Origin of the sequence: Photorhabdus laumondii subsp. laumondii, from assembly GCF_003343245.1 — a bacterium.
In the GTDB taxonomy this organism is placed as follows: Bacteria; Pseudomonadota; Gammaproteobacteria; order Enterobacterales; family Enterobacteriaceae; genus Photorhabdus; species Photorhabdus laumondii.
In genome coordinates this window covers 82718-108808 of the sequence record NZ_CP024901.1, presented here as the reverse complement: position 1 = coordinate 108808, position 26091 = coordinate 82718, and the positions used below count along the sequence as shown (strand labels likewise).

The window sequence follows — 26091 nt, the reverse complement described above, 5'->3', positions numbered from 1 at the left end:
TTTCATCTCCTGTCTATTCCTCTTCATCTTGATAATCAACAGCGTCGCTGCCATTTTTATTTAGCTCAATACCCTTCTCTCCCGCCATTTTCAGGTATTCATTAAGCATGCTTTCGAGAAATTCAGCGCTGACTACATAGCGGATCACCGGCGTAATCTCGAAGCGATCCTCGCTTCCCCGGACCGAACTCAATATTTTTTTCGTCACCATTTTATCAAGAGCGCCCTTGAGTTTTCTTCGGTCAGATTTCGTGCTGTTTGTCAGCGGTAAAAACGGTGTCAGATGAGATTCTATACGTTCAATATCAATGATAACCCTTTGCTCTCCCGAAGTTTCCCGGTCCTGGTAGTGTTTACGCAGCACTAACAGCAACAAGGTATCGTATAAAGAGAGCGTCCTTCGGCTAATCAGAGAGACAACCTCTTCATCATCTATACCCAATGATTCAGTATCTTCCTCATTCTGAAAGCCAGCGATAAAGGCGACACCTGCTTTTTCATCTAAAACTAACCTCAAATAGACTTCTGACAGATGTTTGCGTACAGCAGATTGGTATCGACAAAGTAATTCAAACAATTTAGCTTTCTGCGAAGACAAAATAACACCTTGACGCAGCAAGCTAACCAGCACCCGGCGCGCATCAGGCGGCATATCACTGTTTGAGTTTTCAGCGTGCTTACTGACTAATACATCATCAGCCTCACAGGATGGGCTTTGATTGACAATCGAAAAAGCAACATCAGATTCAACGCCGGCTGTATCTGTAAGCGGGTCATACTCTGATTGAGTATGGTGTTTTATCAACTGATCGAAGAACCCTGTCTTCTGTTCTTCCTGAGGATTGGAATCAGACTTACCAAGGGTAGCGAGGGCACCATTATCTTTATTCAACTTTTTACCTACCATGCATTACAACCCTCACTATATATATCTCTACAACCATTTTCCATTCACCATCTAAAGAACCAATTCATCCAAACTGTCTGGAAACAGGTCCGCACTCAGCAAGAAAGTGGGTATAGACGCCCGCAAGCGAGCTCCCCGTTTGTCACTGATTTCAACTGATTCCTTTTCTTCCAATAATGCCGCCCCGACAGATTTGGCCACTCTTAAATAGGCAACTAACTCCTCCAACCCTGAATTAATCGGCTGATAATTTGCAATAGACGCAATCGTCATTGGACCAAACTCTTTTAACGTTTCTAGCGCCCTCTCAGCGATTAATCGAATTTGAACAACATCAAGGCAATCCAGCATTTGCATACTCGGTTCGCGAGAATTGAGCTGTTCTTCAGCGTCTGAGGTATCCAGCTTTTCATCAGGTGATTTAAGCAGCATGCTTTCAGGAGAGCTAATACTTGCCGCGCCAACGGGCAGTGACAGCGTTGTTGCCGTTTGCAAGTCATAACCTAAGTTCTTCAATTCAATGGCGAGTCGTTCCAATTGACCAAGCAATCTATCAACAGCACGATTTTCTTGAGCCGTGCCACTCTCTATGTAAGCACGCAAACTCTCTTCCGTTCTTCGCCTGATTTGAAAAACTCTGTCACTCTCGCGGCTCAGTTCTCTCATGAGCTGACTTAAGAATTGGCGTTGTTGGGTACTTAAGTGTTCTGCGACCGGACGACTTAAAATACTTCGAAGCTGATCTCGTAGCTCCATCGTTCTATTTTGATCACATAACAAATCAAAAAAGCTTTCAAACGCACTACCGGCATCCGTTTTAGCCAGTAATGCTTCTTTTTCTAAAACAGCAAGAAGGATATCTCCTCTGGTAGAGTCCCCCTCAATAATTTGAATACGAATTTCCTGATCCAACTGACGAATTTCATCTTCAACACGGCGAAAATCACCCGTTAAAACAGAAGCCAGTTGGTAAATTTCACGAATTCTTTCCCGCTGCTCAGCCTTGGTTAATTCGGTCACAACGCCAGCCCTCAGAGCATCAATCTCTCTCTGAATCTCGGATTTTCTATCTTCCAAAAACGCGACACGCTCATCGGCATTTGGGCTAATCGCTATTGCAAAGTCCCTGACCGCTTCCTGCACAATTCGAAGATGAGACGCAGTGGTTCCTGAATTGCGTTCATCAAGCCCTTGGCTAAAGCGGAGTGCAATTTCACTGGCATCCGTTTTAGTTAATGTGTCATCCATCTCACGCAACCAGCCTTCCCGAATCCATTTATTGAGATAAGTACCCGCTCCTGTTTCAGTTTCCCAAAGGCCAAGTTCACGACAGCGTACCAGCTCTGCATCAAGTGACACCCGGGCACGACTAAAAGGGACTTCACTATCCTCGGAAAATAACTCCCCCAAAAATGCCAAAATTACAGGAGCATTATCAGCTCTCAACAGTTTCCAGGCAGCGCTTTCCTGAAATAGACGGCGGTACTTTGCCTGTAACCCTTGGAAATTCAACTTGCCTCCCTCTATGTGGTGATAAGTAAAAAACCACCACCAAGAATTTTGTATAATTTACAATCGAATAAAACTATATCATCATATTTTTTTATTATGTCAACACAAATTACTGGCTTTTAAACTATTCAGCGCTGTGACCCATGGGAAAATTAAGCTTATAAGTCCACCCAATTTTGTGAAAAAAGCAGCAACATGATGAAAAACAAAAACTGCTAGCGCAGACAGATAATAAGGAGATAAACAATGCCTCAATTATCATCAACAAGAAAAGTAGCAGGAGTACCCTTTCAAGGTAAAAATGGGCGGTCTGGATAAACCGCCCGATGTAAACCAATGGAAAATTCCTACGCGTTACTTTCTACGGACAGGCAAACCAATACCACGCTTCCCATCTTGCGGTAAAACCAGCACGGCTACTGACCAAGCCGGCAGCGTGACCGTGCCATCTTTCGCAATTCTGGTCCCCGCCGCCAGAGATGTGTGGCCCAGTTCCCTTTGAATATCATTCAACTTCAACCCTTTGACGTTAAGATCTCTTACTGTGGCAGGATACGGAGCCGCATTAATCATCACCACCAAACCGTCAAATCGCGAATCACGGTCATCACCCGTAGTATTACCGTCATCTATGGTCATCACCAGCAATCCAAGCTGCTGATGCGGCCCAACGTTACGGAAATCAACACGTTGTTTAACCGATGTACCATCACCAAGCGTCATCAGTGGTGAATATTGACGCAAACGCAGCAATTCCTGATAAAAAGCCGTCATCTGTAATAATTCAGTCCGGCCCGGTTTATCTACCACATTTTTCACTTTTTCAATCAATGCGTAATTTTCGCCATCAACACGCTGATCCGGCATACCAACATCATAGTTGTTATCCTGGTAGGTGTAGCTAACACGGTTAAACCAATCGCCGGAATTATAGGAATCACGGGTAAAAGATTTTGAACGTAGTAGCTCCGATCCATGTTGAGCAAAGGCCAATCCTTGTCCAAGGAATGTCGTGGCGAGGGATATTGCCTGCATACGAACCCGTGTTGCCAGATTCGCCTCACGGGCCGCTTTGTAGCTGATTATATCCCACAGCGTTTGGTTATCGTGCTTAGAGACATAATTAATCACCTCAATTGGATCAGCGGCATAACCGGCTATAGCCCCTTTGTAGTTAATTTCCCGACCCGTTTTTACCGCCCCATCTTTATTAATCAGCACAAAATCAGCCAAATTGCCCGCCATGCCAAGACGTACCAGATCCGCCAGATGACGCGTCTCATTAGCATCTAACCAAGCCATTTCGTTCAGTAACGTTCCCGCACCGTTGCCCACCCCCTGATTAATACGAATAGTGTCAGCAGAATCAAACGGCCCACCACCTTGTACCGCATCGCGCAGTCGATCAGAGAAAGTACCAATCCCAGTGCCTTTAAGATTAATCTGTGAAGCAATTTCGAAACGGTCATCCTGCCCAGAGTTCCAACCTTCACCGAAGAAGTAGACCGATGGGTTAATTGCGCGTACTTTTGCCAGCGCCGATAACATCTGCGCCTTAGGATGGTAGCCCATTAAGTCAAATCGAAACGCGTCGATTTTATAGTCCTTAACCCAAGTCACCAACGAGTCTTCAATGAGTTTAGCGAACATGCGGTGCTCTGGAGCCGTATCGTGACAACAAGTGTTAGATTCAACATTGCCCGTGATCTCATCCAAACGATGATAGTACCAAGGCACTACCTTATCTAATACTGAGGATCGGTGCGCCGGCCCGGCTGCGTTGGTATGGTTATACGCCACGTCCATGATCACATTCATCCCCAATTGTTGCTTGATGGCCTGAATCATGGCGCGAAACTCGTTTATACGTACCGAACCTTCCGCATCTGTAGCATAAGAACCTTCCGGTACCGAGTAATGAAACGGATCGTAGCCCCAGTTGTAGGAGTCGGTTTCTGCAATCATTGCATTCAGCTCTTGTACCTGCGGGTTATTGGCGTTGTCACCGCGCTGCAATGCCTGTAATACCTCACCCACAGTCTGTGAACCACTGCAATAATTCGCGAAGCGGCTATTTTTCACCCTTGGGTTAACCTGGCACAAACGGCTAAACGGGTGATTCAGATCAGCCACTTCATTGCTGAATTCATTAATGGAAGCCACATCGAATACCGGCAATAGCTCCATATGAGTCACCCCTGCCTGACTCAATGTCTTAAGGTGTTTGAACATATCGCTGTTGTCAGCGGTGAGAGCCAGATATTTACCTCGCCAAGTTTCTGTTACCGTGCCATCTGCAACAGAGAGATCACGAATATGAGCTTCATATATGGTCATACGCGCAATGTCAGCCGGTGTATTTTGCGAACGCGGCATGATCAGGCTATCCCAATTTTGTGGTTTCAGTGCCTCGTCATCCAAATTGATGACTTGACTGTACTCCGAATTGGTAGACAAACTGTGGGAATAGGGATCGGTAACCTCATAATGCTCCACATGACGGGAATATGGATGGTATACCGTTAAAGCATAGCGGTAGTAAGCACCAACCAGCTCTTTATCACCTTGCCATGACCAAGAACCACTAGCAGGATCACGCTTCATTGCATGATTGGCAATGATCTGTTTATTTGCATCATAGATAACCAACCCAACATGCTGAGCAGTCGGTGCCCACAAGCGGAAGGTAACACCGGTATCGTTGATTAGTGCTCCATATTCTAGGGTGTCAGCAACGTTAGCGAAGCGGTCGTCCAGCACACCAGCCGTTTGTACTTGAGTCGCCGACAATAGCAAGCCAGCTTCATTGGTCGCCAACGCCACCAACTCACCGGTAAGCAGTGTATCAACATCCGTGTCCTCTGGCAGGTGGAACGCTGTTAACTTCTTCAAGTGCGGGAATCGCTCAGCCGTCTTCTGGCTCAGAGTCGTCGGCGTTAACGTCAGATAGCTATCGATGAAATTTCCTTCATCATTAGCTTCCACCTTGCCATTCCGGTTGTAATATAAGCGGACATAGGGCTTATCCGCGCCACCCGACCATAACAACGTCTGATTATCGACCCAATGTGCCGAAGCCTGAGAAACGCCAAACACAGAATTAAAGGCTGCCGCACGACTGCCATAGATTTGATAATTGCCGGGTATCACAGAGACGGTACGGTTACTGAAATCGGAGAAGGAGATTTTCAGGTCACTGTCGATCAATTTATTATTGTTACCATCACGCACGATAAAATTGATACAGCCCTCGTTCTTGGTTAACGGTATCACCCAGTAAGGCCCATAACTATCGCTACCCGTCGGAGTTGCACTGGTGTCGTTCCAGCTTGATGAAAGGGAAGCCAAGGCATCACAATTTTTATCGTTCCATAAGTAGAGGGTGTTGGTACTGTAGTCACGGTTCGTTGTTGGGCTTTGACTTAATTTAGCAATGTCCACCAAGTGGATCACTGCCTGAAAATTGCCGGCAGTGGCAGCTTCACTGGGTACTTTATTAGGGATATGCGCCATCGGTTTCTCCGGGGTTTTGGGTAAAGAACGATTGTTATCACAGCTAGCCAGTAGCAAAACGAATGTACTGCTTAATAGGGCCAGGTAAGCCCTTTTCCAGAAGGGAGCTACCATAATCAGACCTTTTTAATAGAAATAAATCGTCGCCGATATTATTGTTAATAAAATAGGAATGAAATATTAAATAATGTCTCAGATGAGTCAGCATCCTCCTAGCTTTGATACTAAGAGGGAGGAGGAGTTAGGAGGAGATACTTTTTCGTGATATTGCGCACAATAATAATGTAATGATCTTTTATTACATAAGGCTGGTGTGAATTTATTTATATTATTCCATCAGATACAGGTTAAAATGATGTCAAATACAGTCATTTTTATATATTTTCACAAATTTTATTGTTTCTGCAAAAAAGCATTTTTTGTGATACAAAATCATTAAGTAATTCCTTTCCTCCTAATCCTGCATGTTTCTTGCATTAGATATATACCCGCCATCTTTCAAGTTTCCTCTTTGTTGGCTGCACTCACTCACCCCGGTCACATAGTCCGCTATACTCTCGGGGATTCACTCCCTTGCCGTCGCGATGCATCTTGAAATCCATTGGGTATATAAAGTCGCTATTTTAAAATAAAGCTGAAACTAAACATGACCTATTAACCATAAATAAAATCAATGAGCGGCAATAACTTCATTCCAGTTATTGCCTCTGTGCAAATTATGATAATGGAATATATTAAACCTAAACTCTACATTCCTAAGTAGAAATAGATATTTAATTCATTATCGTTACCCCGTACATTTTATAAATCGTTATGATTAAGATAAATCTGATGAAATTTTCTGAATTGCATCAAAAGCACACTGTTGATCTAAAGAACCACTCGGAGCGCCACCAATACCGATTGCACCAATCACTTGATTATCACTAGATTTAACAGGAACACCACCACCAAGTAATAGGAAGCCTGGAATATCCCCTAAATATTGAGCACCAAGATTTGATTGCGCCGTTTTCATTACGTCCTCTGACGTTCTCTGAGTAGATAACGCGGTATAAGCTTTCATTTTGCTCGCATCAACGGTATGCAATCCGGCTTTATCCATACGCTGAACCACTTTCAGAACCCCACTTTTATCAACAACAGAAACCGTTACGTTGTAGTTATTAGCCGCACAAGATTGAATTGCTTCAGAAGCTAATTTATTTGCTACCTCAAGAGTAATATTACGTTCAGTAATTAGTGATGAAGCAAAAGCAGATTGAGCGAATAAACCTGCTGCCAAAACAGTATAGAAAAGAGAATGTTTCATAGGTAAACCTCATTAAGTTTAAGTTGATGAATTATCCTGTTCTAACTTAATGAGATTTATCGGCTATAGCTATTCGGCCAATTACTTATTCGACTCAGTAGAAATACTTAGTCATAAGATAATGACTTAAATAATTCATACTCTTTGACTAACTGTGGTAAAGAATGTATATCCAATTTATGAAATATATTGGCACGATGAACCTCAATAGTACGTGGTGATAACGATAACTGTTGAGCAATTTGTTTGCTGGTTTTACCTTCCAAAATAATTTTCATCACTTCCCTTTCACGTTCAGATAATTGGCTAAATTTCGTTTTCAACTGCTCATATATCTGACGTTGCCTAAATACTTTCTGATGAAATAATAATGCACTTGAAACTGTTTCAATTAATAAATCTGCATCAATAGGTTTGGTTAAAAACTCGAAAGCACCGTTTTTAAAAGCGCGACGACAAATATCAATATTTCCGTGTCCGGTCATGATAATAACCGGTAATGTACTATTAAGTTTTAAAAGATCGGCCTGCAATGCCAATCCAGGTTTTCCCGGCATACGAATATCCAATAAAATACACCCCTGAAGCACTGCAATATTCTCGCTATCAATTCTATCAAGAAATTCTTGCGCACCAGGAAATGAACTTACCTGCCAATTCATTGTTTCTAATAACATAGATAATGAGTCACGGATTGCTTCATCATCATCAATAAGATAAATTACTGTCGCCATTATTTCTCCTTACCTTTATTAGTTGGTAACCAAATAATAAAACGCGCTCCTCCTGTTTCACAATTTTCAGCATTAATATCGCCACCAAGTTTATGAATTAATGTTTCTGTTAACGTCATTCCCAACCCCATACCTTGCTGGCGTGTTGTGAAGAATGGAATAAACACGTTCTTTAAAGCTTCATCACTTAATCCAGGGCCACCATCTGTTATCATGATTTTTATCATGTCATCGATATAGGTGATATCAATACAGATCCAATTTTGATATTCTGACCGACCTTGCTCTTGCTGTGCCTGAATGGCATTGCTGATTAAATTATGAAATATTTGTTCAATCCACAGCGGTTCGGCAGATATCATTGGTAGTTCATCACAAATATGCTTTATTATCTTGATCTTACCGACCTTAATTTCATTTTCGAGCAATATCTCAACTCGACCTAATATCGTTTGAATATTCACAGGTTGTAAAATAATATTACCGGTCGTCAGTTTTTGACGGTATTGCGTTAATAAATTTGCGATGCGTTGAGTTTGCAAAATTGATGAATCCAATATTGGCGTCACTTTATCATATTGCTGCTTTTTCATTAACCGCAATGCGGTTTGGTTATAACTCATAATCGCAGTCAAAGGCTGATTTAATTCATGAACAACACCTGTTGCCACTTCATCCATTGTATTTAATCGGGTAAATTCAAAGAAATGTGCTCGTAAATCAGAAATTTTCCTCAACCTTTTATTCTTCTGAATTAAAAAGATAAAACAGATAATCACTGCCCATAAAAAGCTCAGACAAGCAATATAACCCCACGGAATTTTAGACCATTGTTGATCGTTACCCACTTTAAGCACAAAAGGCTGAAAACGATTGGTTAACTTTTTCTCCCAGCGCCAAAAATAGTGATCTTTCTCCAGTCCATACGTAATCAATGGGCGATTATTCCAATCCAGTTGTACCATTCGAAATTGTGACAATAATGATAGATCTTTTATCAGGATATTAAGATCTATTAATAACCGGATATTATCACGTTTACTATTAAGCCAATATCTTCCCTCTTCCTCTTCACTGACTATAGGGAATATTAATACATTCATTGGCATCTCTTGTAATCCGACGATTTGTGGAAAGTTTTCCTGTAGCTGCTCCAATTCGATATTAGTATCCGTTAGCGATACAATCGCGTCATGTTGTGCCAGCTTTTCACTCAGCTCTCGATAAAGAATATTAAATGAAACTGTTTGTTGTTGATAATTCTGATTTAGTGAATGATTAATCATTCCCCAAATAGTCAAACCTGTTAACACAATCCACGCCAAAAAATGCCACATATGATTACCTGAAAAAATATCTTTCATGACGTTAAAATACAGTCAGAATATATAAAGGAAACGGCTATTAAACAGAATGAGTTGAATTCTAGAGAACATTTGGCATTGAGCAGCATATTAAAATTCATTATAGCGTGATTATTTCATCAAAACATTTCTTAAAATAAATAGTTGGCTATGGTAAATGAAACTCCAGCTCTAGCTTATTTTGTCTAAGCATATTTTAGCTCCTGATCAAATTATTTCGACAGATAGACCCCAGATATGGGTTTACGATAACCCCTGTCAAAGCTCTTAATATCATGTCAAATTTACTGAATAATCTAAGATAATCACCCAATAAATCGACTTGGTGAAAGGTTTTCTTTCCCTTGGGTATCACACCGATATTTATAAAAATAGCAATATTTATCAATAAGTTGAGATGAAACCTCATCATTATTCTATATTTGACCAGAAAAAACGCTTTACAATCGATAGTGATAATTATTATCATTCGTATCGCTTTCAGATGAACTGCCTTCGGGGTACAGATGAAAGCACGACATTGCTCACATTGCTTCCAGTGTTTACTTTAGCCAGCCAAGTGCTGGCTTCTTTTTATTAATTCATCCAATCATCCATTGTTCAAAATATTTGAATTTTTAAGTCAAGTTTTTAAGCTTTAATGCTATCTCTTCTCAATTAGACTGTAAAAACCATTGAGGAGATTTGAATATGATCCATTTACGCAAAGCATCAGATCGCGGCCATGCCGATCATGGCTGGTTAACTAGCTGGCATACCTTCTCATTTGCCAGCTATTACGATACTAATTTTATGAATTTCTCAGCATTGAGAGTCATTAATGAAGATTTCATCGAAGCAGGTCAAGGTTTTGGTACCCATCCGCATAAAGATATGGAAATACTGACCTATGTTCTTTCCGGTACCGTTGAACACCAGGATAGTATAGGAAATAAAGAGCGGGTACCTGCTGGTGAATTCCAAATTATGAGCGCAGGTACTGGCATTCGCCATTCAGAATACAATCCGAACAGTGATTGCCAATTACATCTATATCAAATTTGGATCATCCCAAGTAAAACGGGTTTAACACCGCGCTATGAACAACGTCGCTTTGATGATGTACAAAGCCGCCAACTGGTGCTCTCGCCTGATGCACGGGATGGTTCACTGAAAGTATTTCAGGATATGACTTTATGGCGTTGGATACTTAAGGATCACGAAACCGCCGAATATGTCGCAGAAAAAGGCCGTTATATTTGGATACAAGTCATTCGTGGCGAAGTGACGGTTAATGGTGTCAAAGCCACCACCAGCGATGGTCTGGCTATCCGAGATGAAATCAATCTTCAACTTAGCAGCAGCAACGATAGTGAAATATTGTTGTTTGACCTTCCTCCGACATAAATATCAAATAAGCCTCACCCTAACGGATGAGGCTAAAAAATTCACAATTACAGTTTAGGACCCGCTTTCACTAAAGCTTCCCCCGCCGGGGTATCGGTATATTTATCAAAGTTGTCGACAAAACGATGAGCCAAATCTTTCGCCTTCTCTTCCCATTGAGATTTATCTGCATAAGTCTTACGTGGATCAAGAATGTCGGTATCAACACCCGGCAACGCTGTCGGAACCGCCAGATCGAAAATAGGTAATGTAATGGTATCAGTTTCTTCAATATCACCATTTAGGATGGCATCAATGATCCCACGGGTATCCTTAATCGAGATTCGTTTACCCGTCCCATTCCAGCCAGTATTCACCAGATAAGCCTTAGCACCTGCGGCCTGCATACGTTTTACCAACACTTCCGCGTATTGGGTTGGATGCAAAGTCAGGAATGCGGCACCAAAACAAGCAGAAAATGTAGGTGTTGGTTCAGTCACACCGCGTTCGGTACCTGCCAATTTTGCCGTAAAACCAGATAGAAAGTGATATTGAGTCTGTTCGGGTGTCAAACGAGATACCGGAGGTAACACACCAAATGCGTCCGCAGTCAGGAAGATGACCTTAGTTGCATGGCCCGCTTTAGAAACCGGCTTAACAATGTTTTCAATATGGTTGATAGGATAAGAAACACGGGTGTTTTCAGTTTTTGAACCATCACGGAAATCAACCGTGCCATCTGTCAGTACAGTAACATTTTCCAGCAACGCATCACGTTTAATCGCATTGTAGATATCAGGTTCCGCCTCTTTGGACAGATTGATGGTTTTCGCGTAACAACCACCTTCAAAGTTGAATACACCGTCATCATCCCAACCGTGCTCATCGTCACCAATCAGCTTACGTTTTGGATCAGTAGAAAGTGTGGTTTTACCTGTACCAGACAAGCCGAAGAAGACCGCAACATCCCCTTTCTCACCCACATTGGCAGAACAGTGCATCGAGGCAATACCTTTCAGTGGCAACAGGTAGTTCATCATAGAGAACATCCCTTTCTTCATTTCGCCACCGTACCAGGTACCACCAATAAGCTGCATACGCTCTGTCAGGTTAAACGCAACAAAGTTTTCAGAGTTCAAACCTTGTTCTTGCCATTGCGGGTTGGTGCATTTTGCACCGTTCATCACAATAAAATCTGGTTTGAACTCAGCCAACTCTTCATCTGATGGGCGGATAAACATGTTCTTAACAAAGTGGGCCTGCCACGCAACTTCTGTGATAAAGCGGACTTTCAGTCGTGTATCTGCATTAGCACCACAGAAAGCATCAACTACAAACAAACGTTTGCCTGAAAGCTGCTTAGTTACCAAGCCTTTCAGATATGTCCATGTCTCCTGCTGTAATGGTTTGTTATCATTTTTACCTTTTCCCTGGTCAGCCCACCATACGGTGTCACGGGTGACATCATCACGAACAATGTACTTATCTTTTGGGGAACGACCCGTGAAGATCCCCGTATCGACAGCCACAGCCCCCAGGTTGGTCAGAGTGCCACTCTCGCAGCCTTCGAGTGAAGGTTTGGTTTCTTCTGAAAATAACAACTCATAGCTTGGATTATAAATAATTTCGTTAACATCATGGATTCCGTAACCCGCGAGTTCCTGCGGGGTAATGCCTTTAACACTCATGTCATTGCTCCTGGTGGGTAGTCACACTTTTTCTGTGAGCAATAATAAATAGTTATGATTAATTAACAGCGATAGTTATCAAAAAATTGAAAACCCACCATTTTTTTAAGTTTGATCTTGGGCCAAAGGCACGAAAACAGTTTTGAGTATTATGATGGATTTGATAGAAAGGCGCGGATCCGCGCCTTAAAAGGTGAAAAAGTGTGTTTATACCCTATGGAACGGATATAGATAGAATATCAATGGAGCCGGTTCTTTTTTTCTATTCTGATCGCAGCAAGATCATCAGCATCAAAAATATAGTGCGTGCCGCAATACTCACACGCCATATCAATGTTGCCATCTTTCTGCAAAATATGATTAACATCCTCATCGGAAAGTGTCACTAATGTGTCAGCACAACGTTGGCGAGAGCAAGTACAACGGAATTCAACCGCTTGCGGTTCATATAATATGACATCCTCCTCATGATAAAGGCGGTGCAAGATCTCCTTAACTTCCAATGAAAATAACTCTTCACCTTTAATGGTTGCAGTAAGTTGCACCAGATGATCAAAAGCTTCTGCACTCCCCTGTTCCGCTGTTGGCAGAATCTGTAACAACATCCCACCAGCAGCAACTCTGCCATCTTGAATGCCAGTACGAATAAAGAGACGAGTCGGTAGCTGTTCAGACTGTCTGAAATAATCATCAAGACAATCCGCCAATGTTTCACCTTCCAGTGCAACCACTCCCTGATAACGCTCACCATGAGTTGGCGTAATGGTAATAACCATATAGCCTGTACCCACCATCTGTTTCAAGCTGCTATTTTCAGCCACTAATCCATCAATACGAGCAACACCACGCATTTGTTGCTGATGATTACCATTAATAACGGCTAATTTGACCGGGCCATCTCCCTGAATCTGGACCGTAATATCGCCATCAAATTTCAGGGTTGCAGTTAATAGGCTGGTTGCTACCAACAGTTCTCCCAATAATTGCTGTACCGGCTGAGGGTAATCATGATTTTCCAAAATATGCTGGTAAGTTTCACTGGCTAAAACCAGCTCACCACGTACAGAATAATTCTTAAATAAAAAGCGGTGTAATTGGTCTTGTTTAAACATAACAATCTCTCATTCGAGCAGGTTATTCCTGCCCATTTAATTTGGTGTTTTTAAACTTAATCAGCGTGCGTCTTTCTTTTTTATCCGGCCGGCGATCAGGATGAGGCATAGTTAATGCATTCATTTTTCGAGCAATTGCCATTTTTTCCCGGTTAGTCATACTCGCTTCCGTCTCTTGGTAAAGTTGTTGCGCCTCCGGCGCACCGCGCCGATGATTGCTTAGTACAAGAACTTCAACTATACGTTCATCATTACCCTGACGCAGTTTAATTTCAGCCCCTAGCTCAACCAATTTACTCGGTTTACTTCTTTGACCATTATAGTGAACTTTACCACCGTCTATCATTTCCCGTGCAATAGCCCGTGTTTTATAAAAACGAGCCGCCCACAGCCACTTATCCAGACGGACAGCTTGATCGGAGTCTGAATTACCCTTCATTTTTCCTCCTACTATCAGCTTTGATCAGCTTTGGCAAATAACCCAAAGCCTAACATACCATTGTCGATTATCGCCAACGCGTAGGCGGAAAAAGTGTATTAAAGCAGTTATCGTAATATTGCTTGATTTTGTTTAGACGTTGTTTGTTCTGCCTATTTTTCTTAACAACCAGCACAAAATTAATGATTAAGGTCGTAAAAAGAGCCAAGAATAAAATAGTGGTACCAATACAACGAGCAAGTGTCATGGCATCTAGTTCACTATGCAGCACAATCCGACGGGTTCCATGACTATCTACGGACAATTCCGTGACAATTCCCGTTGTCTCAAAGGGTGTTTGCAATACCATATCCGATAACCGCTGTAACTCACGCCATTGTTCCAACGCACTATGGTCTTCCAACACACTATGGTCATAAGAGATGATGGCCGGCGTTATATACTCAACCAGTTGTTTGCCTTCATCACTGATAAGTAGAACTCCGCCAGGAGAAGGGCTATTAAGCAGCATTGCGACTTTATCTATTTCCCGGTAGATAAATGATGATGTCGTCGCATCAACCAATTTCCCCAAAGCTTCAGCGCCTGCCGGACGCAATAAAACATGAGTGCCATCCAGTTTGCCACTTTCTGCATTCTTTAACAAAGTTAGCCAATCAATAGCACTACCCAGGTTAACCAAAGCATTTTTCAATCGTAAACAGTCTGCTTCTTTCTCACATAATTCTTTAGTTTTCAATACAATATCAGAGAAATTATCCAATAAGATCATACCAGATTTGAAAATCTCCTGGGGAAGGTCTGGATTTATTACATCGTTATTTTCCTGTAAACGTAATTGCTTATTAACAGTTGCAATCAGTTTAGCGGCATTTTCTATAATTTCTGATTCTGGTATTGGCAGTGGATTAACTCTATTCCAATATATCCCCGAGCAATCGAACGGAGAAAAATAGGTGTCGCCTTTACCGTTCATATTGTTTGGGGGCATATAACACATACCAACCCCTTTTGCTTTCAGGATATCCCCAACTCGCAATTCCATCCCTTCCATCATATTAGCGTCAGTAATAACTTTTGTGCTGCTGCCATGCAACCAAGCAAAACTGAGTTTCATCGGTACACTAACCGGCTGATAAAAATAGAGTAGTAACATAATAAGCAAGCAGCTAGCGATCATCATGAGATTTTTTCCATAACGGCGATAAGGGTAATTTTTCTCTTCATCATGCAAAGAGAGATAATGCCCTTGCCTGACTACCTGACCGTTAGTGTAAATATCAATACTGGTTTTCTGATCAAAATAGTAAGCAACATAGGGTTCCCAATGAGGAGGATAGATTAAATCAATCCCACCAAGAGAAATATTACTCATTTGCCCTTGTTCAAATTCGCCAAATAATCCCCATCGTTTGGGTATACCGGTAAAACAGTGAATATCCTGGCGCCTGCATATTGAAAGTGGGCAAAGTAATGGCCAAAAACTGACAACGACTAAACTACCTGCAATCAACATCAGCCACGGCAAAAGCAGTGCCGGTGAAAGTAACGCAAAAAACCAAATGAAAAATCCGAAACACAAAAATCCCCCTTCCCAAATACCCGATGAGTGATTCAACCGGTATTCTTCCAAGGTCTCTTTACGAATATTTTGTAACTTTACGCTGGTTTCACCATTTTTTTGGATCGATGCCTGCTGATGCGATATATCTGCGATTACCGGAGCAGAAGGAAAATCCTGTTGAAAATCTTTCAGAAAGTGACCATTAATCGAAATAACCAGTGGTATTGTCGCGGTGTGAATAACATCAATAATATTCTGCTGTTTAATAAAAGGCTCAAGGAAAAACGGCAAATGAATTTCTGCCATATCAATATAATAACGCCAGCTATGTCGTTCATCTGAGGCAACAGAAAACCGGGTAATGGAATGACAGATAGTATAAACCATATCATTTTTACCCATCAGAATTGGCCAACTTGTTTTATTAATACGGTTTGTTACAACTGGCGGCAACACTCGATTCAAATAACATTCAATAGCCTGGTATTCATCAGCATTAAGTTTACGATAGGTCGGTGCAGCAACAGAAGGCAGATAGCGGTCATTATCATGTAGCTTCCATTTGAAGATCAGAAAGGAAGCCATGACAATCAAGCTAATTATCAAGATAGCCAATATAACGACTGTTACGCTCATTTTATCCCCATACCCATGACAATCTTACTATTGTTGTTTGCAAATTAGCGACTACACATTAAGTTCTGAATTAGGTTATTTCTATTTATTTTTTTAATTTATTTTACAATGAGTTATACCCTATGGATTTCAAGATGCATCGCGACGGCAAGGGAGTGAATCCCCGGGAACATAGATAACGATGTGACCGGGGTGAGCGAGCGCAGCCAACAAAGAGGCAACTTGAAAGATAACGGGTATATATGATAACTCGCTAAACTATATACAACATAGATCTATTTCCAGAGAGGATAAAGATAACAGTAACAACAATAACCAGCGATAATCACTATCATTTATCAAAATAATCGGCCATATTTAGTCAAGCTATGGAGTGTACCTAATTTCATCATAAAATCTAAGGTTAATGAAATAATTTAAGACGTAATAATGCACAGGCACTCAACTCAACCAATATTAAACCATCAGGGGCAATTATGAATGACCTGAAAAACCCTAAAATCCTCAACATAGAGGACATTGCCCATTCACGTTTATTTCATATTCAGTCAGTTGATCTCGAATTTAGTAACGGTGTAAAACGCGTTTATGAACGGATGCGTCCGGCCAATCGGGAAGCTGTTCTGATAATCCCGGTCATTGGGGAGGAATTGTTGCTTATTCGTGAGTATGCAGTCGGCATTGAGCAGTACGAATTGGGCTTTCCTAAAGGCGCGATCGACCCAGGGGAAAGTATCTTTGAAGCCGCTAACCGTGAATTAAAAGAAGAAGTCAGTTTTGGTGCCAGAAAAATAGAACAATTAGCCAAACTCACTATGGCCCCATCCTATTTTTCTAGCAAAATGAACATTGTTATTGCCGAAAATCTCTATCCAGAAAGCCTGGAAGGGGATGAGCCTGAACCGCTATCACAAATACGTTGGCCAATAGCAGATATGATGTCATTACTGGATCACGCTGATTTCAACGAAGCACGCAACGTCTGCGCCCTATTTCTGGCACAAAAATACTTAATACACCGTTGAAGTTCACAGGCACAACAGCGCTTCCGTTGTGCCTGCTCTATCATCAGAATAGCTCCTGACTTTCACCATTCTCAATTAAAATTGTGCCAACTTCCTGCACCGCACTTTCTGTAGGTTGAGTGCCGTCAATGAAGTATTCACTACGGGTATCTCCGCCGCCGCCAGCAAGTTTACCTGTTTTACGATCTATCACGGCAGAAACAATCCCCGGAGGAGGTGTAACTTCTTTTTCAGGAACCCCCTCCAGTGCAATTTTCATAAAATCATCCCAAATTGGCTGCGCACTCTTAGCACCCGCCTCACCGCCACTGGCTGCTGTACGACCAAGGCTTCTACGGTGATCATCAAAACCAATCCAAACCGTCGTGACAATATCCGGCCCATAACCTGAGAACCAGGCATCTTTTGAACTATTAGTTGTCCCAGTTTTGCCACCAATATCACGACGTTTCAGATCGCGCGAGGCGCGCCAACCCGTACCAGACCAACCCGGCTCACCAAAAATATTGCTATTCAAAGCATCATGGATCAAAAATGCCAACTGAGTACTGATAACATGAGGAGCATATTCTTGCGCACCTTCACGGCCATCAATGACCGGTGCTCTTTCTAATTCAGGTAACGGCAATATCTCTTGCTGGCCAACATGAGATTGAGCAACATTCTCTATCGAGTTTTCAGAAAGTTCGATTGAACGTACCGTATCCCCATAAATTACTGGAATATCGCACTGCGGACATGCAATTTTCGGTTTAGCCTCAAAGAGAACATCGCCATCTTCGTTTTCAATCTTAGTAATGAAGTAAGGATCGATCAGATAGCCACCATTGGACATGACCGAATACCCTCGTACCATTTGCATTGGAGTGAATGATGGTGATCCCAAAGCCAGAGATTCGGTACGTACAATATTTTGTGCCGGAAAACCAAACCGTTGCAGGTAATCAGCGGCATAATCGACTCCCATTGCTCGCATTGCTCGCACCATCACGACGTTCTTCGATTGCCCTAATCCCTGACGCAAACGGATTGGCCCAACATAAGCCGGTGGTGAGTTTTTCGGACGCCAGTCAGTACTAGCTCCTGCATCCCAACGACTAATGGGTAAGTCATTCAACAATGAAGCTAATGTCAGCCCTTTATCCATCGCTGCGGTATAGAGAAATGGTTTAATATTAGAACCAATTTGACGTAATGACTGAGTGACACGGTTAAATTTACTCAAGTTGAAATCAAACCCACCAACCAGCGCTTTCACAGCACCATCATTCGGATCAATAGAGACCAAAGCAGCATTAGCTTCCGGCACTTGTGCCAACCACCAAATATCCTTTACTTTCCGAACCCAAACCTGTTCACCCACTTGAACCACTTCATTCACACTACGAGGAACCGCACCCTGTGCACTATCAGATTTGAACTTTTTGGCCCAACGGACACCCGCGATGGGCAATTCTACACTGCTGCCATCAGGCAACATCACTATCGCCTGATCAGTACCTGCTTTGGTCACTACAGCCGGCATTAACGCCCCATAACTTGGTAAGGTCTTAAGCTTCTTGACAATTTGTTCCCGATCCCAAGCAGGTTCACCCACTTTCCACAAAACTTCCTGCGCCCCACGGTAGCCATGACGCACATCATAATCAATGAGGTTATTACGAACCGCATCCACGGCAGCTAACTGAAGTTTACGGGTAATCGTGGTATAAACCTTATAACCGTCGGTGTAAGCATTCTCACCATAACGCTCAATCATCTCCTGACGCACCATCTCGGACAAATAGGGCGCAGAGAAAGCAATCTGAGGTGCATGATAATTCGCTACCAGTTTTTCACTTCTAGCTTGATTATATTGCTGCTGAGTAATATAGCCCTCATTGAGCATACGGCTCAGAACCACATTCCGGCGGTTAATCGCTCGGCCATAAGAATAAAGCGGGTTAAACGTAGAAGGTGCCTTTGGCAAACCAGCAATCATGGCGATTTCACTCAGTGTCAACTCATTGACACTCTTACCAAAATAAACTTGAGCCGCAGCTCCAACACCATAAGCCCGGTAACCAAGGTAAATTTTATTGAGATAGAGTTCGAGGATCTCATCTTTATTCAGCAATTGCTCAATCCTGATGGCCAGAAAAGCTTCCTTGACTTTACGCATCAACGTCTTCTCAGGAGTGAGAAAGAAATTTCTCGCCAGTTGCTGAGTAATGGTACTTGCCCCTTGTGATGCATGACCTGAACTCATCGCGACAGAAGCTGCCCGGATAATCCCTACAGGGTCAACCCCGTGATGTTCATAAAAACGGCTGTCCTCCGTTGCAATGAACGCCTTCACCATAATGGGTGGAATTTCGGGCAGCTCAAGAGGCATACGGCGCTTTTCACCATATTGAGCAATCAGCTCGCCATCTGCACTGAACACCTGCATTGGTGTCTGTAATCGAACATCCTTTAATGTCGCCACATCAGGTAACTGAGGCTCGATATATTTATACATACCAAAAATCGAGGCCGTTCCCAGAAAAATGCAACTCACAACAAAGACTAGAAAATACTTTACGAACTTCACCTGAAATTTCCCATGCCATGTTAGTCGGGTGGTTTATAAACAATCGGCGCGTAGTATAAAGGTTACACAGCACCTTGAATATGGTCTTTTATTAAAATTACTGATATGGAGATCGATATATGTATTCACCAAAATGGTATGTCGGATTGGACATCCAAAATGGCATCCTTCGCGCCGTCGCAGCTATAAAACGCCGAGATGGCTGGCAGCTTCGCCACTGCTGGCAATATCTTTTATCTGATGCGGTCATGCCAGAGGGCCGTTTACAACGGCCAGAAATATTATGTGATATTTTAAATCAATGGCGCCAAGAATTACCTAAAAAAATCAGTTTCAGGCTCGCCCTACCTGTACAACAAACATTGCAGAAGAGTCTGATTTTACCTCCAGATATCAATCTTAAAGAGCCGGAACAAGGCTGGTTTATCAACGCCAGTGCCGAGAAACAATTCCCCTTTAATACCCGAGAACTGGCGCTGGATTACCGTATTATTGAACAAAACGCCTACATCAGTGCCGCTCGCCAGAAAGATCTCAACCTCTGGCTACAATGTCTTGCACAAGCAGGAATATTTCCAGACGCCATTGATATTGCCCCTTGTGCCCTACGCTATATAGCACAATATGCCGGCGTTCCCGCTGATAGTTGGCTGTTACATAGGCAACAATCTGGTTGGCTATGGGTATCTCCTGCCAATGCCCCCTTCGCTTATGATTTAGTATCAGCAAATACGGCTGTTTCTCCACAGCAGATTATCCGTCAATTATCTGCTTCATCTATGGCTGAACAGCCGGTTTACTACAGCAGCTACCAACAAGAAGCTCTACCTGAAGGAACTTATTCTTGGGATATGTTGACAGCATTTCGTCACTATCAACCACCACTGCCAATCCAACTGATGGAATATGTGATAGCCGGTGGTTTAGCACTCAGACCGGATGATAAGTAATGATGTATCAGGTTAATTTTCTACCTTGGCGCCAAACCCGGCTAAGACATCGTTATCGTTGGTGGGCGATTCTTCTCTTATTGCAATTGATGTTGTGGCTGACAGTACTCGTCTGGATGTTATTAAAACAGCAGGAAACGATTAACCAGTATCAAAGACAATGGCAGCAACTCAACCAGCAACAATTATATTTGCAACAACAGATAACTCAGACAGAGGAGGCGGTCAATCTTCACAACAAACTGGCCGATAAATTAAAACAACAACAAACGTGGCTGAAACAGAACCAACAACATTGGCAATTATTTAATGAATTACCTGAATTATTACCAGAAGGAAGTTGGTTAACCGCTTTCGATGATCAGGCAGGCCAATTAAAACTGGTTGCTAATAGTCTGGATTATTCCAGTATGACGTCTCTGCTGGATAATCTTGAAAACAACGGGCAATTGTCTGAAATTCAACTAAAAAAGATGACCACTACCGAACAACAAATCAGGCAATTTATTATTGACGCTAACTGGCAGACGGAGATATCCGATGATAAAAAGTGACTATCTATGGTGGTTTGCCAAACCAACCTGGCTGCTCTTTATCTGGCAGCAAGCTATCATCATGCTATTTCTGATTCTGTTTTATCTTTTCTTCTGGCAAGAAAGAACTGAACAACGAAGTAGCCTGGCGCAAAAAATAGCAGCCCAACAAATCAATACCAAAGCAGCCAATGAACGGCTAAATCAGCTACCGCTATTGGGAGGTATACGACAACACATCAACCAAATAGAAAATAAACTCAGTAAGCCGCGACAAAATGAGGTAAAAATTACCGCAATAAAACAATTACAACAGCCATTGATAAACTCTGGTGCGCAAGTTCTTGAGTGGCAACGTAAAAAAGAAGGGGAAAAAACGCTCTGGCAAATCACAATTTATTTGAACTACGAACAGATGCTGAGTTTTCTTGAGGCGTTACAAACGTTATATCCACCGCTGCTAATTAAACAGCTTTCCATTTCACCATCAGGTGAATCTCTAAACGTCAAAATCACCCTGTCAGAAGCCTCACATGAGGAATTTTATGACTAAAAAATTTATTCTATTCATCCTTTTTCTGCCCGCTATTGTTGTTGCAGAAATAAGAAATCCTTTTGTTCCCCCGATGATAGAGACAGAAGAGCAATCGGTTGAGTTATTTGATCAATCAGTCAATGAGACCGAAATTCAGTCCCTTTCAACCGTATTACAATATGCAGATGCAGAAAGAATCGCCATGAATCTCAGGCAAAATACGCCCGCACTGATAACAAAAGAGGGTAAAGTTGATTTTGATCCTGAAACTAACAGTCTGATTTTACAGGATACCCCCATCGCCATCGCACAGATAAAAAGCTGGCTGAAAGAGATAGATACACCACAGCAACAAGTGCAGATTACTGCACATATCGTGACCAGTAGCCGAGAAGCATTACATGAACTCGGCATTTACTGGGGTATGCCGATAGGAGAGCAGATTAATACATCAACGGGTATAAACCGCCTCAATATCAACCAAGCAGCCAACGATAACATGCATCGATTTGCATTCAATATTGCCCGCATTCACACCAGTTTGCTGGAAATGGAGCTCAGTGCCTTAGAACAAGAAAACCAACTAGATATTATCGCTAGCCCAAGACTAACCGCCTCACATCAACAGTTAGCCAGCATCAAGCAAGGCTCTGATATTCCCTACGTCAGCCAAGAAAAAGAGAAAAGTACCGTGCAATTTAAAGAAGCCGTACTAGGAATGGAAGTCACACCCCATATACTGAGAAAAAACAAAATCAGACTCTCTCTAAAAATCAGTCAAAACATGCCAGGGATCTCAATAAGTCAAGGAGGAGGTGAAAATTTAACCATCGACAAACAGGAAATAATAACTCAAGTTACTGTAAAAAATGGTGAAACACTTATTCTCGGTGGCATTTTTCAACAGAAAAAAGGCGAGCAAACCCAAAAGGTCCCTTATCTATCAGACATCCCACTACTCGGCTCATTATTTAACCAAAAAGCTCATAAACACAGCCGACGTGAGTTAGTCATATTTATCACACCTCAATTGATGGACATTTGATCAAAAATAAAAATATAACCGTTATATCAGTGAGTTGGATATAAAAAACTTAACTATTCCGTATGATGATGCGCAGATTTTTCCAACTAATCCTGTTTATAGATTTGACGCTGAGTCCAATTTAGCATACAAGAGTTAACTAATTGAGTGGTCGGGTTTAACATCACAATAATCAGCCAATGAAACCAGAGCTTCCGTCACAAAAAGCTCGTCGTTGATTTATATAGTTGCAAAACTGGCTGATGTACTGAGATAATTTTGTTATCTGATCTCACATTACCGCTCATGAGGTTTCAGTTTAGGTCCCGCTGCTGATTTGATTAGCGGGGCGGGTTATCATTAACGAATAGTCTTAGTAATACCAAAAACATGGCAGAGAAACGTAATATCTTTCTGGTTGGGCCTATGGGTGCCGGCAAAAGCACTATTGGTCGTCAGTTAGCTCAGCAACTCAATATGGAGTTTTACGACTCCGATCAAGAAATTGAGCGACGTACCGGAGCTGACGTGGGCTGGGTATTCGATGTGGAAGGCGAAGAAGGCTTCCGCGAACGCGAAGAAAAAGTGATTAACGAACTCACGGAAAAACAAGGCATTGTACTGGCGACTGGCGGAGGTTCTGTGAAATCCAGAGAAACCCGCAATCGTCTGTCAGCCCGTGGGGTCGTGGTCTACTTGGAAACCACCATTGAAAAACAGTTAGCACGCACTCAGCGCGATAAAAAACGTCCCTTACTTCAAGTTGATGCACCAGCACGTGAAGTTTTAGAAAATTTAGCAAACGAACGTAATCCTCTGTATGAGGAAATTGCTGATGTCACTATCCGTACCGATGAACAGAGCGCTAAAGTTGTCGCTAACCAAATCATTGAGTTACTGGAAAAAAACTGATTCAAGCAAGTCTGTACAGCGATAAATAATTAAGGCGAAGGCTGCTTATGGAAAAGATCACTGTCACTTTAGGGGAACGTAGTTACCCAATTACCATTGCAAAAGGGCTATTTGACGATCCTTCTGCTTTTGCACCATTAAAAGCAGGCCAGCAAGTTATGCTGGTGACGAATCAAACCCTAGCTCCGCTGTATCTGGCAAAAGTAAAAGCTACTTTGCAACAAGCCAGGATTCGGGTAGATGAAGTGATTCTACCTGATGGTGAACAGTACAAATCTCTTTCTGTATTAAATGACGTATTTTCTGCTTTGCTGGAAAATAGCCACAGCCGGGACACAACACTTATCGCTCTCGGTGGCGGCGTAATCGGTGATTTAACTGGTTTTGCCGCTGCCTGTTATCAACGTGGTGTCCGTTTTATTCAAATGCCTACCACCCTTCTTGCCCAAGTTGATTCCTCTGTCGGAGGAAAAACCGCAGTAAACCATCCCTTTGGCAAGAATATGATAGGTGCATTCTATCAACCAGCCTCTGTGATGGTCGATCTCAACTGCCTGCAAACGCTTCCAGCCCGCGAACTCTCTTCCGGTCTGGCAGAGGTCATCAAGTACGGTATCATTCTTGACAGCGCATTTTTTAGCTGGCTTGAAGATAATATGGATAAACTCCTGGCTCTTGACAACCAAGCAATGGCTCACTGCATCCGTCGTTGCTGCGAATTGAAAGCTGAAGTTGTCGCCGCAGATGAGAAAGAATTGAGTGGCTTGCGTGCCCTGCTGAATCTTGGTCACACCTTCGGTCACGCCATCGAAACAGAAATGGGATATGGTGTCTGGTTACATGGGGAAGCAGTTTCCGCCGGAATGGTCATGGCAGCAAGAACAGCTCAACTTATTGATAATTTCTCTGAACAGGATACTCAACGTATTATCCGATTGTTGGAGCGAGCAAATCTGCCGGTACACGGGCCACAAAACATGCCACCAGAAGCCTACCTCCCACATATGATGCGAGATAAGAAAGTTATAGCAGGTAAATTACGACTGGTTCTTCCAACAAAAATAGGTAAAGCTGATCTTCGCTCAGATATTGAACACAACTGTGTTGTTGACGCTATCCTTCAGTGTTTACCGTATGAAAATGTGTAAATTTTAAGTAAGTTGTATGCTTATTGTATCATATCCTATGGATTTCAAGATGGATCGCGACGGCAAGGGAGCGAATCCCCGGGAGCATAGAGAACTATGTGACTGGGGTGAGTGAGCGCAGCCAACAAAGAGGCAACTTGAAAGATAACGGGTATAAATGTTTTTTTGCATACATCTGGTTGTTGTGTCATAAAATAACGACTCTATCAGACAAATTTCTATCTTCGTTAAGTCAGCCTGCCGGACTGACTTCAATTGCAATTGGCAGTACTTGGCTCTGTTTGGAGGGCATATGGACGAATTCAAATCAGAAAATGAACAAAGAGCAAATAACGAGTTTAGGCCAGATACCTCAGATCGCCGTCCTTCACGCTCGCGTCAGCCATTAAACAAACCCAAATTTGCAGTTTCACGTCAGCAAATGATGCTCGGCATTGGGATTTTAGTGCTGCTACTGCTGATTATTGCTATCAGTTCTGCCTTAAAAGCCCCAACTGAACATGAAAAACAGCAATCGCCAAATGTTGCTGAGAAGAATATTGATTTATCAAATTCATCATCCAACAACGATGATAATCAATCCATAACATCAGAGAATACCACCACAGATACAATCAACAGACCACAGGAAATCCATGTTCCTCCTGTCAGTGGTACTTCAACTCAACCTCATCAGCTTCAAACTAACAATGGCAAAACCCAAAATCAGCGCATTGAATTACCAGGAAATATTCCTGATGCACTGACTCAACAACAGAGTAATATAAATCACGCAGTACAGAATCTGAATCAAGCCCAACAATCACAGCCAGTAACACCACCACCGGTGGTACAGCAGAAATCAGAAAATATCCGTCCACTGAAATCAGAAACACCGGCTAAATCAAAACCATCGACAAGTCATGCTAGCAGTAAAAACAATGTGGTCAGTAGCACCAGTAGTGATCAATTAAAAACCCCGGCAAACCACTACACTTTGCAATTAAGTAGTGCCAGCCGCTCAGATACACTGACCGCTTTTGCTAAAAAGCATAATCTTACCCATTACAAAGTTTATGAAACTAAACGTAATGAAAAAGTTTGGTTTGTTTTAATTCATGGTGATTACCCTTCCGTTTCTGAAGCCAAACGGGCTGTTTCATCTCTACCGGCCGAGATTCAGGCGAAAAAACCTTGGGTTAGAACGATGCAGCAAGTGCAACAAGATCTAAGAAAATAAAACAATATTTATTAGGCGCTGATATGC

Annotated in this window: 20 protein-coding genes; 9 read left to right on the top strand and 11 right to left on the bottom strand. The window is 42.3% G+C overall.

The genetic code is table 11. The features are described from left to right. Positions 1-13 precede the first annotated feature (13 nt). From PluTT01m_RS00550 to PluTT01m_RS00525, 6 genes are all read right to left on the bottom strand, one after another. Positions 14-907, bottom strand: coding sequence for a DUF4194 domain-containing protein (locus PluTT01m_RS00550; protein WP_011144513.1), 894 nt, complete (start codon positions 905-907; stop codon positions 14-16). 51 nt (positions 908-958) lie between these two features. Next, the gene (locus PluTT01m_RS00545; protein ID WP_011144512.1) at positions 959-2419 is read right to left on the bottom strand and encodes a DUF3375 domain-containing protein; all 1461 of its coding nucleotides are present in this window, start codon (positions 2417-2419) and stop codon (positions 959-961) included. Between the two features lie 354 nt (positions 2420-2773). Continuing rightward, entirely contained in the window at positions 2774-6046 is a 3273-nt protein-coding gene (gene pulA, locus PluTT01m_RS00540) for a pullulanase-type alpha-1,6-glucosidase (protein WP_011144511.1), read from the bottom strand. A gap of 703 nt (positions 6047-6749) precedes the next feature. After that, entirely contained in the window at positions 6750-7244 is a 495-nt protein-coding gene (locus PluTT01m_RS00535; protein WP_011144510.1) for a GlcG/HbpS family heme-binding protein, read from the bottom strand. 107 nt (positions 7245-7351) lie between these two features. Beyond that, on the bottom strand, positions 7352-7978 hold the full coding sequence (locus tag PluTT01m_RS00530; protein WP_011144509.1) for a response regulator transcription factor: 627 nt from the start codon (positions 7976-7978) through the stop codon (positions 7352-7354). Next, complete coding sequence (locus PluTT01m_RS00525) at positions 7978-9315, bottom strand: sensor histidine kinase (RefSeq protein ID WP_041379851.1); 1338 nt, start codon at positions 9313-9315, stop codon at positions 7978-7980. The genes PluTT01m_RS00530 and PluTT01m_RS00525 overlap by 1 nt, the downstream gene beginning before the upstream one ends. A 717-nt stretch (positions 9316-10032) precedes the next feature. Here PluTT01m_RS00525 and PluTT01m_RS00515 point away from each other — a divergent pair. Continuing rightward, positions 10033-10728: a pirin family protein gene (locus PluTT01m_RS00515; RefSeq protein WP_011144507.1), complete on the top strand. Its 696-nt coding sequence runs from the start codon at positions 10033-10035 to the stop codon at positions 10726-10728. Positions 10729-10775: 47 nt separating this feature from the next. Here PluTT01m_RS00515 and pckA read toward each other — a convergent pair whose 3' ends face one another. The 4 genes from pckA to PluTT01m_RS00495 form a co-directional block, all read right to left on the bottom strand. Further along, positions 10776-12395 carry a phosphoenolpyruvate carboxykinase (ATP) gene (pckA, locus tag PluTT01m_RS00510; RefSeq protein WP_011144506.1) on the bottom strand — a complete coding sequence of 540 codons (1620 nt, stop codon included), beginning with the start codon at positions 12393-12395 and terminating at the stop codon, positions 10776-10778. A gap of 239 nt (positions 12396-12634) precedes the next feature. Then, positions 12635-13507 (bottom strand): Hsp33 family molecular chaperone HslO, encoded by an 873-nt coding sequence (gene hslO / locus PluTT01m_RS00505; protein ID WP_011144505.1) that lies wholly within the window; start codon positions 13505-13507, stop codon positions 12635-12637. Positions 13508-13529: 22 nt separating this feature from the next. Continuing rightward, entirely contained in the window at positions 13530-13946 is a 417-nt protein-coding gene (gene hslR / locus PluTT01m_RS00500; protein WP_011144504.1) for a ribosome-associated heat shock protein Hsp15, read from the bottom strand. A gap of 67 nt (positions 13947-14013) precedes the next feature. Beyond that, positions 14014-16146 (bottom strand): intracellular growth attenuator family protein, encoded by a 2133-nt coding sequence (locus PluTT01m_RS00495; protein WP_011144503.1) that lies wholly within the window; start codon positions 16144-16146, stop codon positions 14014-14016. Between the two features lie 476 nt (positions 16147-16622). Between PluTT01m_RS00495 and nudE the strand changes: the two genes are divergently transcribed. Beyond that, positions 16623-17171, top strand: coding sequence for an ADP compounds hydrolase NudE (gene nudE / locus PluTT01m_RS00490; protein WP_011144502.1), 549 nt, complete (start codon positions 16623-16625; stop codon positions 17169-17171). Positions 17172-17214: 43 nt separating this feature from the next. Here nudE and mrcA read toward each other — a convergent pair whose 3' ends face one another. After that, positions 17215-19743, bottom strand: a complete 2529-nt coding sequence (gene mrcA, locus PluTT01m_RS00485) for a peptidoglycan glycosyltransferase/peptidoglycan DD-transpeptidase MrcA (RefSeq protein WP_011144501.1) — start codon at positions 19741-19743, stop codon at positions 17215-17217. Positions 19744-19862: 119 nt separating this feature from the next. On the opposite strand from mrcA, the gene pilM reads away from it, so the two are divergent. The 7 genes from pilM to PluTT01m_RS00450 all read left to right on the top strand — a co-directional run bounded on the left by pilM (position 19863) and on the right by PluTT01m_RS00450 (position 26064). Further along, on the top strand, positions 19863-20693 hold the full coding sequence (pilM, locus tag PluTT01m_RS00480) for a pilus assembly protein PilM (protein WP_011144500.1): 831 nt from the start codon (positions 19863-19865) through the stop codon (positions 20691-20693). Further along, on the top strand, positions 20693-21247 hold the full coding sequence (locus PluTT01m_RS00475; protein ID WP_011144499.1) for a PilN domain-containing protein: 555 nt from the start codon (positions 20693-20695) through the stop codon (positions 21245-21247). Before pilM ends, PluTT01m_RS00475 begins: the two co-directional genes overlap by 1 nt. Continuing rightward, on the top strand, positions 21234-21779 hold the full coding sequence (locus PluTT01m_RS00470; protein ID WP_011144498.1) for a hypothetical protein: 546 nt from the start codon (positions 21234-21236) through the stop codon (positions 21777-21779). The genes PluTT01m_RS00475 and PluTT01m_RS00470 overlap by 14 nt, the downstream gene beginning before the upstream one ends. Next, positions 21772-22806, top strand: a complete 1035-nt coding sequence (pilQ, locus tag PluTT01m_RS00465; protein WP_011144497.1) for a type IV pilus secretin PilQ — start codon at positions 21772-21774, stop codon at positions 22804-22806. The genes PluTT01m_RS00470 and pilQ overlap by 8 nt, the downstream gene beginning before the upstream one ends. Positions 22807-23175: 369 nt before the next feature. After that, positions 23176-23697: a shikimate kinase AroK gene (aroK, locus tag PluTT01m_RS00460; protein ID WP_011144496.1), complete on the top strand. Its 522-nt coding sequence runs from the start codon at positions 23176-23178 to the stop codon at positions 23695-23697. 47 nt (positions 23698-23744) lie between these two features. Continuing rightward, positions 23745-24845 (top strand): 3-dehydroquinate synthase, encoded by a 1101-nt coding sequence (aroB, locus tag PluTT01m_RS00455; RefSeq protein WP_011144495.1) that lies wholly within the window; start codon positions 23745-23747, stop codon positions 24843-24845. Positions 24846-25137: 292 nt separating this feature from the next. Continuing rightward, complete coding sequence (locus PluTT01m_RS00450) at positions 25138-26064, top strand: SPOR domain-containing protein (RefSeq protein WP_011144494.1); 927 nt, start codon at positions 25138-25140, stop codon at positions 26062-26064. Positions 26065-26091 lie beyond the last annotated feature (27 nt).